Here is a 7,334-nt window from a genome sequence, read left to right on the forward strand (position 1 = left end):
CGGTGGGGATAGTTGTGTATAAGCGCATGCCGCTAATCCCACCGAATCCGGGCGGGGAATCCGCAGGATCCTGGTCTGGGACGTTCCCATTCGCGCTTTCCATTGGCTTATGGTGCTCAGTTTTTCCGGGGCCTACCTTACCGCTGAGAGTGAGCGCTGGCGGCTAGTGCATGTGACGTTGGGGTACACCATGGCGGGCCTGGTGTTTTTTCGCCTTCTTTGGGGAATCCTTGGCACCCGGCATGCCCGCTTCACAAACTTCGTCCGCGGCCCCAGGCAGGTGGCAGCCTATCTCCGGGGGCTGCTGCGCGGTGCGCCCGAGCACTATGCGGGCCATAATCCGGCCGGCGCATTTGCCATCATGGCGCTTCTGGGGCTGGCGCTGGTCGTCAGCGCTTCGGGCTGGATGAGTTACAACGATATGGCCGGCCACTGGCTGGAAGGCGCTCACGAGGTGGCAGCCAATGTCATGCTGGCGATTGTCGGCTTTCACGTTGCCGGCGTGATGATTGCCAGTTGGCTGCATCGCGAGAACCTGGTGGGTGCCATGGTGACGGGACGCAAGCCCGGTAGGCCGGAGGAGGGGATTCGCAGGGCCTGGAGGAGCGTCGCCGTGCTGATGCTCGTGACGGTACTGGGTTTCTGGTGGTCGCAGTGGAGAGATGTCCAGCCTGGCGCTGGCTTCTCCGAGCGGCCCTCAGTCTCGGTGAAGGCTGGCGATCGCGATAACGATTAGGCGCTATATCATGAGACACTATCAACTATGCGAATCCTCCTTGCCGAAGACGACCCCCTGATCGGCGAAGGCTTGCGAGCCGGCCTGCGGCAGCTCGGCTTTCACGTGGACTGGGTACGCGACGGCGGGGCCGCGGAGCGCGAGTTGCGCGCGCACCCCTACGCGGCTGCCGTGCTCGATCTCGGTCTTCCGTTGAAAGATGGCATGGAGGTTTTGATTGAGATCCGTCGGGCCGGCAACGCAGTGCCAGTCCTTGTGCTGACGGCGCGCGACGCAGTGCCGGACCGCATCCGTGGGCTCGATATCGGCGCTGACGACTATGTCGTCAAGCCGGTAGACCTGCATGAACTGGCCGCGCGGTTGCGCGCGCTGATACGCCGCGCACACGGCCAGCCACAGGAACGCCTGCGCATAAATGATGTTGTTCTCGATCCGGCCGCCCGATCCGTGGAACTAGAGGGTGACTCTGTCGCGCTGTCCGCTCGCGAGTTCGACCTCCTGCATGTGCTTATGCTGAATACCGACCAGGTACTTTCACGCGAGCAGCTCGAACAGCATCTCTATAGCTGGGGGCAAGAAGTGGAAAGTAATGCAATCGAAGTGCATATCCACAATCTGCGGCGCAAACTTGGATCTGCCTTGATCCACACGGTGCGTGGCGTTGGCTACATCCTTCCGCGCGCCTCAAAAAAGTGAATCAAAGGCAACTTTACTCGTTGCAAGGCCGGCTAATCACGCTGATCCTCGCCGTAGTGGCGAGTGTATGGCTGGTCACTGCGGCAATGACCTGGTTTGACGCTCGGCACGAGCTCGACGAATTGCTTGATAGCCACTTGGCCCAGGCCGCCGCATTGCTGGTGGTGCAGCAAGCGCATGAGATAGATGTGGATGGCGAGGGTGTTGATGCGCCCAGTCTCCACCGATACGCACCAAAAGTCACATTCCAGGTCTTCCACGAAGGGCGTCTCGCGCTTCGATCGGCTAACGCGCCTGCTGTGCCGTTGGTCGAACGTGACAAGGGCTTCAAGACAGGATTCGCTACGGTGCAGATCGGAGGTGTCACGTGGCGCGTATTCGCTACGCATGGGGGAGAACGGGACGTACAAGTCTACGTGGGCGAGCAAGCGAGTTCCCGGGCTTCGATTCTCTGGGCTGTGCTGCGCAGTACGCTGTGGCCGATTGGCCTGGCGCTGCCCCTGTTGGCGATTGCGGTCTGGTGGGCAGTCTACCAAGGCGTGGCACCGATGCGGCGGCTCGGGCGTGCGCTTGCGGAGCGCCCTGCACAAGCCCTGCACCCGGTAAAGCTTGAAGGCATCGCCTCCGAAATGGTGCCAATGGTAAATGCACTAAACGGCTTGTTCGAACGCATTGGCACGCTGTTGGAGTCTGAACGGCGCTTCACCGCAGACGCTGCGCACGAACTACGAACACCGATTGCAGCAATCCGCGTGCAAGCGCAGGTAGCGCTGGGCGAAGCCGATGATGCTTTGCGAAGGGGCGCACTCCAGCGCACGCTTGACGGTTGCGACCGCGCCACACGACTGGTGGAGCAATTGCTTACCTTGTCGAGGCTGGAAGCCAACGCAACCCCAAGTATGGCAGAAGTCGACCTGAGGGCGCTGGTACAGCAGGTGGTGGCCGAACTGGCACCGAAGGCGATTGGGAAGAATCAGAGTCTGGAGTTCGAAGCCACCGAATCCTGCAACCTTCCCGGCAGCGAGGCGCTCTTGGCCGTCCTGGCTCGCAATCTGGTCGACAACGCGCTGAGATATAGCCCCCAATTTGCGCGGGTGAGAGTGGGCGTGCAGCAGCACAGTGGGCGAGTTGTCTTAATTGTTGAAGACAGCGGCCCAGGGCTGGCTGAAGCCGACGCCCGCAGACTCGGGGAGCGATTCTTCCGGGTTCCAGGTAGCAGCGAGAGTGGCAGCGGGCTGGGATGGTCGATCGTACGACGCATTGCAGCAGTTCACCAGTTGGAGATCGAGGTCGATCAGTCGGCGGAGTTGGGCGGCCTCGCTGTTCGCGTCAGCGGTCGGTGCGGTCACCAAGCCGTTTAAGAACCCCCGCTGGTCATCTGCGGGAACTTGGGACGCTTTCACCTTGGCTTCGCCCGGGCGCGGCTTCAGTCGCTTAGAGTCGGGCCATTGCCCTAAAGTCATTTCAATTTCCGTAGCTACTTCTAGAATGAGTGGTGGGCTACGCTGCCGGGATTCAGGACATAAGTGCGAAGGCGCTGAATTTTCTGTTGGCGCAATTAGCACGCGACAAGGAATGGAAATCGAAGAAGAGACATCGGCAAATTGAGGGCGGAAATGCAAAATATCGTGTTGGCTACGGACGGTTCCACCTACAGTGATGCTGCGGCGCAATGCCTGGCTGACAGACGGCTATTCAAGGACGGCTTCTCCGTCCATGTCGTGCACTGCCTGCCAGACCTCTCGGGGGAGGTGAAGTCCTTCATCAGCAAGAAGGACATCGACGCCTGGCACACGGAAGAAAGCGCCAAGGTCATGCAATCCGTGGCCGCGATCCTGCGTGGCGCAGGCGTGCCTTTTGAAGAGCACAGCCTGGTCGGATTCGCGCCAGAGCGCATTGTGGACTATGCCAAATCCATCAAGGCTGAGGCGATCATCATGGGCGCCCATGGCCGGGGGGCGTTCCTGGAAGCGATTGTCGGCTCCGTGGCGGGACGCGTGATTGCGCATGCGGAATGCCCGGTTGTACTGGTAAAGGTGCCATCCAAGACAGAATGAGCATGTTTCTCCGGCGGGGCATAAGACCGCGGAGTGGAGAACAGGATGAACGCCCTTGCCACAAAATCCGCTGGAAGCGACGTGGCGAATGGGCGGGAGGCAGCCCTGTTTCGGCTCCGGAATGTCGGCAAGAGCTATCGCATGGGCGAAATTGAGATTCACGCCCTGGCGGGCGTCGACCTCGATTTGTTCGGCCGCGAGTTCGTGGTGTTGCTTGGCGCGTCGGGCAGCGGGAAATCGACGCTGCTGAACATCCTTGGCGGCCTGGACCGCCCGAGCACCGGCACCGTCGTCTATCGCGATCACGACCTGACCCAAGCCGACGACGAAGGCCTGACCCGCTACCGCCGCGAGCATGTCGGCTTCGTTTTCCAGTTCTATAACCTGATCCCCAGCCTGACCGCGCTCGAAAACGTCGCGCTCGTCACGGAAATCGCCGTACAGCCGATGGATCCGCTGCAAGCACTGGAGATGGTCGGGCTGGCGCCCCGCAAGGATCATTTCCCGGCGCAGCTATCGGGCGGCGAACAGCAGCGCGTGGCGATTGCGCGCGCGATCGCCAAACGGCCTGACATCCTGCTATGCGATGAGCCAACTGGCGCGCTCGATTACAAGACGGGCAAGCTGGTACTGGAAGTGCTTGAACTGGTAAACCGCGAGTTAGGTGCCATTACCGTCGTGATCACGCATAACGCCGCCATTTCGGCTATGGCCGACCGCGTGATCCATATCAGCAGCGGCGCCATCACGGGCATTGAACGCAATGCGGCACGCGCCAGCCCATCGGAACTGTCATGGTGACCGCTCTATGGAAGATGCTGGGGCGCGATCTTTGGCGGCTGCGCGGGCAGGTGATCGCGGCCGCGCTGGTGGTTGCCTGCGGCATCGCGGTCCTGGTGGGAATGTACGGCGCCTGGCAGTCGCTGGCGATCGCCCAAGACCGCTATTACACAGGTCACCGCTTCGCCGATGTGTTCGCGAACGTAAAGCGTGCGCCGCTCGGGATGGTAGACCAGATACGTGCCTTGCCAGGGGTTCGCGGTATCGAAACGCGAATTGTGCGTGATGTGACTGCCGATGTGCCGGGTTTCAGCGAGCCCGCCACCTTGCGGCTGGTCTCCCTTCCGGCCAGCGGCATACCGGTGGTGAATGCCCTGTTCCTGCTGCGCGGCCATTACCCGAACCCGGCCAGGGAAGACGAAGTGGTGGCCAGCGCCGTCTTTGCCGCCGCCAACGGCCTGGAGGTCGGTTCCCGCGTCACCGCCATACTCAACGGCCGCTCCCGCAATCTGGCCATCGTTGGCATCGGGATGTCTCCGGAGTATGTCTACGAAGTGGGGCAGGGCATGGTCTTCCCGGACAACCGCCGCTTTGGTGTGGTGTGGGTGGGACGCGAGGCAATCGCGTCCGCTTTTGGCATGGAAGGCGCATTCAATGATGTCGCGCTGACGCTCGATGCCGGTATCGCCGCGCGCCAGGTCATCGATCCGCTCGACCGCCTCTTGGCCCGCTATGGCAGCCTGGGCGCCTATGGCAGGGAAGACCAGCTATCTAATCGTTTTCTGTCCGACGAACTGGCAGAGATCGGTATTACCGCCACTTATGTGCCCGCGCTGTTTCTTGCCGTGTCGTCGTTCCTGCTGTACACGCTGCTTAGCCGGCTCGTCACGATGCAGCGTGCCGAGATCGGGCTGCTCAAGGCATTTGGCTACGGCGGCCGCACGGTTGCCTTTCAGTACCTGCGCTTCGGAGTCGCCACAGTGTCGATTGGCGTTGCAGCCGGCATACCGGCCGGCCTCTACTTCGAGACCTTAATGGTTGGCCTATATCGCCAATATTTCCACTTTCCCAACCTGCAGGCGGCCATAAGCCCGCGCGCGCTGATCGTCGCTGTGCTGGCCAGCGTGGCCGCGGCCATCGTCGGGGCTGGTGCCGCGGTGCTGCGCGCCGCCAGGCTGCCACCCGCCGAGGCCATGCGGCCGGAACTGCCTGCGGGCTTTCGCGCGAGCCTTCTGGACCGTACCGGCGTGCTCCGCGCAATGCCGATTCCGTTGCGGCTGATCGTCAGGAACCTGGCTCGCCGGCCCGGCAAGGCCATGCTGTCGATGACCGGGATTGCCTTGGCCGTAGGGCTCATGGTGGTGGGCAGGTTCGGGCTGGACGGCGTCAACCAGATTCTGGACTTGCAGTTCGGCCAGGTACAGCACGACGACGTTACGTTGTTCTTCAACGAGGCGCAGCCTGCAACTGCGGCTTTCGATGTTGTACAACTGCCGGGCGTCATGAAGGCCGAAGGTTTCCGCATGACTCCAGTCTGGCTGCGGCATGGCCACCGTGCCAAGCGTGCCGAACTCACGGGCCTGGACGCCAGCGCTGATCTGCGCGAGGTGGTTGGCTATACGGGAGGCCGCCGGCGTGTAAGCTCCGATGGTCTGGTCGTATCCGCCAAACTGGCCGAGACTTTGCACATCGGCATTGGCGATCGGGTCGAGGCAGAGTTGCTGGAGGGGCGCCGGAACGTCATCACGCTGCCTGTGGTCGCCACGGTTGATGACTTGCTTGGCATCAGCGCCTATATAGAACGGCAGGCGCTGTCCCGGCAGTTAGGGGAAAGCCCTGCCATCAGTGGCGTATATCTGCGCATCGACACGCTTAAGAAGCAAGAGTTGTATGCCAGGTTGAAACGCCTGCCCGCAATCAGTTCGGTGATCGTGCGCAGTGCCGTGCTCGAGAGCATCGGCAGCACACTGGACCGCACCTTCGTGATATCGAGTTTGGTCCTGGCGGGCTTTGCCTCGGTCATTGTCGCAGGCGTCGTCTATAACAATATCCGCGTTGCACTGTCCGAGCGCGGCAACGAGCTGGCCAGCTTGCGGGTTCTCGGCTTTTCGCAGGGAGAAGTCGCGGCCATCCTCATCGGAGAGCAGGCACTGCTGACGGCCGCCGCGATGCCGCTGGGCATCGCCGTGGGCTACGGGCTCTGCGCATTGCTAGTGCCGGTGTTTGACCGGGACGCATTCCGGATTCCGCTGGCGCTGGAGCGGGCAACGCTTTTCTTCGCGATGCTGCCGGCGGCTTGCGCCGCGCTGGCCGCAGGCCTTCTGGTCTTGCGGCGCTTGCGCCATCTCGACCTGGTCGCAGTGCTGAAGACGCGGGAGTGACACGCGATGCGCCTCTCGGCAAGTAGGGCTGCGCTCATTCTTGCCGGGATCTTGCTGTTCGCGGGTTCGGTCTACCTGCTGGTTCCCGCCCCTTCCGAGGTGGACACTGTCCAGGCCACGCACGGCCCACTGGAGGTCACGACGAGCGAGGAAGGAGAGACTCGCAGCAAAGAGCGCTTTGTCATTGCGGCGCCAATTGGCGGCCGGCTGATGCGCATCGGCCTGCGCGAAGGCGACGCCGTGAAGGTAGGGCAAGTCGTGGCCGAACTGGCGCCATTGCCGTTGAGTGCAAGGGAGCAGGAAGAGGTGATAGGCAGGGTGGCGGCCGCGCGTGCTGCGCACCGCGAGGCGTTGGAGCGGGTACGTCACGCTGCCGAGGATTATGCGCAGGCGCAACGAGAGCGGCAGCGGATCGAGCGTCTGGTGCGTGAGCATTTCCTGTCGCCGCAGGCGGGCGAGCAGGCCGCCAACCTTGGCATCACCGCCGGCAATGAACTGGCGGCGGTGCAGGCGCGAGCAAACGCGGCCATGGAGGAGGTTCGGGTCGCCGAGGCTGGCATGCTCGCCTTGCGCGAATACAAGGGCCGTTCCTCTTCATTGGTGTCAGTCAGAGCGCCCGTTGCCGGAGCTGTTCTGGGCATTCCGGAGCGCAGGTAACCGTCCGCTGAAGGCCGTGTAGACGCG

Annotated in this window: 7 protein-coding genes; all 7 read left to right on the top strand. The window is 62.4% G+C overall.

Annotated elements, in window-relative coordinates:
- Nucleotides 1–58: 58 nt before the first annotated feature.
- The 7 genes from CF70_RS11020 (at nt 59) to CF70_RS11050 (ending at nt 7,307) form a co-directional block, all read left to right on the top strand.
- Complete coding sequence (locus tag CF70_RS11020) at nt 59–736, top strand: cytochrome b/b6 domain-containing protein (RefSeq protein WP_035864140.1); 678 nt, start codon at nt 59–61, stop codon at nt 734–736.
- Between the two features lie 27 nt (nt 737–763).
- On the top strand, nt 764–1,432 hold the full coding sequence (locus CF70_RS11025) for a response regulator (protein WP_035864141.1): 669 nt from the start codon (nt 764–766) through the stop codon (nt 1,430–1,432).
- An 86-nt stretch (nt 1,433–1,518) separates the two neighbouring features.
- Nucleotides 1,519–2,793, top strand: coding sequence for an ATP-binding protein (locus CF70_RS11030; protein ID WP_081862125.1), 1,275 nt, complete (start codon nt 1,519–1,521; stop codon nt 2,791–2,793).
- A gap of 255 nt (nt 2,794–3,048) precedes the next feature.
- A complete protein-coding gene (locus CF70_RS11035; protein WP_035864144.1) occupies nt 3,049–3,489 on the top strand; it encodes a universal stress protein in 441 nt (146 codons plus the stop codon).
- Between the two features lie 141 nt (nt 3,490–3,630).
- Nucleotides 3,631–4,290 carry an ABC transporter ATP-binding protein gene (locus CF70_RS11040; protein ID WP_200876732.1) on the top strand — a complete coding sequence of 220 codons (660 nt, stop codon included), beginning with the start codon at nt 3,631–3,633 and terminating at the stop codon, nt 4,288–4,290.
- Nucleotides 4,284–6,650 carry an ABC transporter permease gene (locus CF70_RS11045; protein ID WP_051648256.1) on the top strand — a complete coding sequence of 789 codons (2,367 nt, stop codon included), beginning with the start codon at nt 4,284–4,286 and terminating at the stop codon, nt 6,648–6,650. Before CF70_RS11040 ends, CF70_RS11045 begins: the two co-directional genes overlap by 7 nt.
- Before the next feature lie 6 nt (nt 6,651–6,656).
- Nucleotides 6,657–7,307 (top strand): hypothetical protein, encoded by a 651-nt coding sequence (locus CF70_RS11050; RefSeq protein WP_051648258.1) that lies wholly within the window; start codon nt 6,657–6,659, stop codon nt 7,305–7,307.
- Nucleotides 7,308–7,334 lie beyond the last annotated feature (27 nt).

Source organism: Cupriavidus sp. SK-3 (assembly GCF_000611145.1).
In the GTDB taxonomy this organism is placed as follows: Bacteria; Pseudomonadota; Gammaproteobacteria; order Burkholderiales; family Burkholderiaceae; genus Cupriavidus.

Bases quoted from the DNA above. Each gene is read 5' to 3' on its own strand.
- CF70_RS11025 (WP_035864141.1), top strand. From the start codon at position 764: ATGCGAATCCTCCTTGCCGAAGACGACCCCCTGATCGGCGAAGGCTTG.
- CF70_RS11030 (WP_081862125.1), top strand. From the start codon at position 1,519: ATGACCTGGTTTGACGCTCGGCACGAGCTCGACGAATTGCTTGATAGC.
- CF70_RS11035 (WP_035864144.1), top strand. From the start codon at position 3,049: ATGCAAAATATCGTGTTGGCTACGGACGGTTCCACCTACAGTGATGCT.
- CF70_RS11040 (WP_200876732.1), top strand. From the start codon at position 3,631: ATGGGCGAAATTGAGATTCACGCCCTGGCGGGCGTCGACCTCGATTTG.
- CF70_RS11045 (WP_051648256.1), top strand. From the start codon at position 4,284: ATGGTGACCGCTCTATGGAAGATGCTGGGGCGCGATCTTTGGCGGCTG.
- CF70_RS11050 (WP_051648258.1), top strand. From the start codon at position 6,657: ATGCGCCTCTCGGCAAGTAGGGCTGCGCTCATTCTTGCCGGGATCTTG.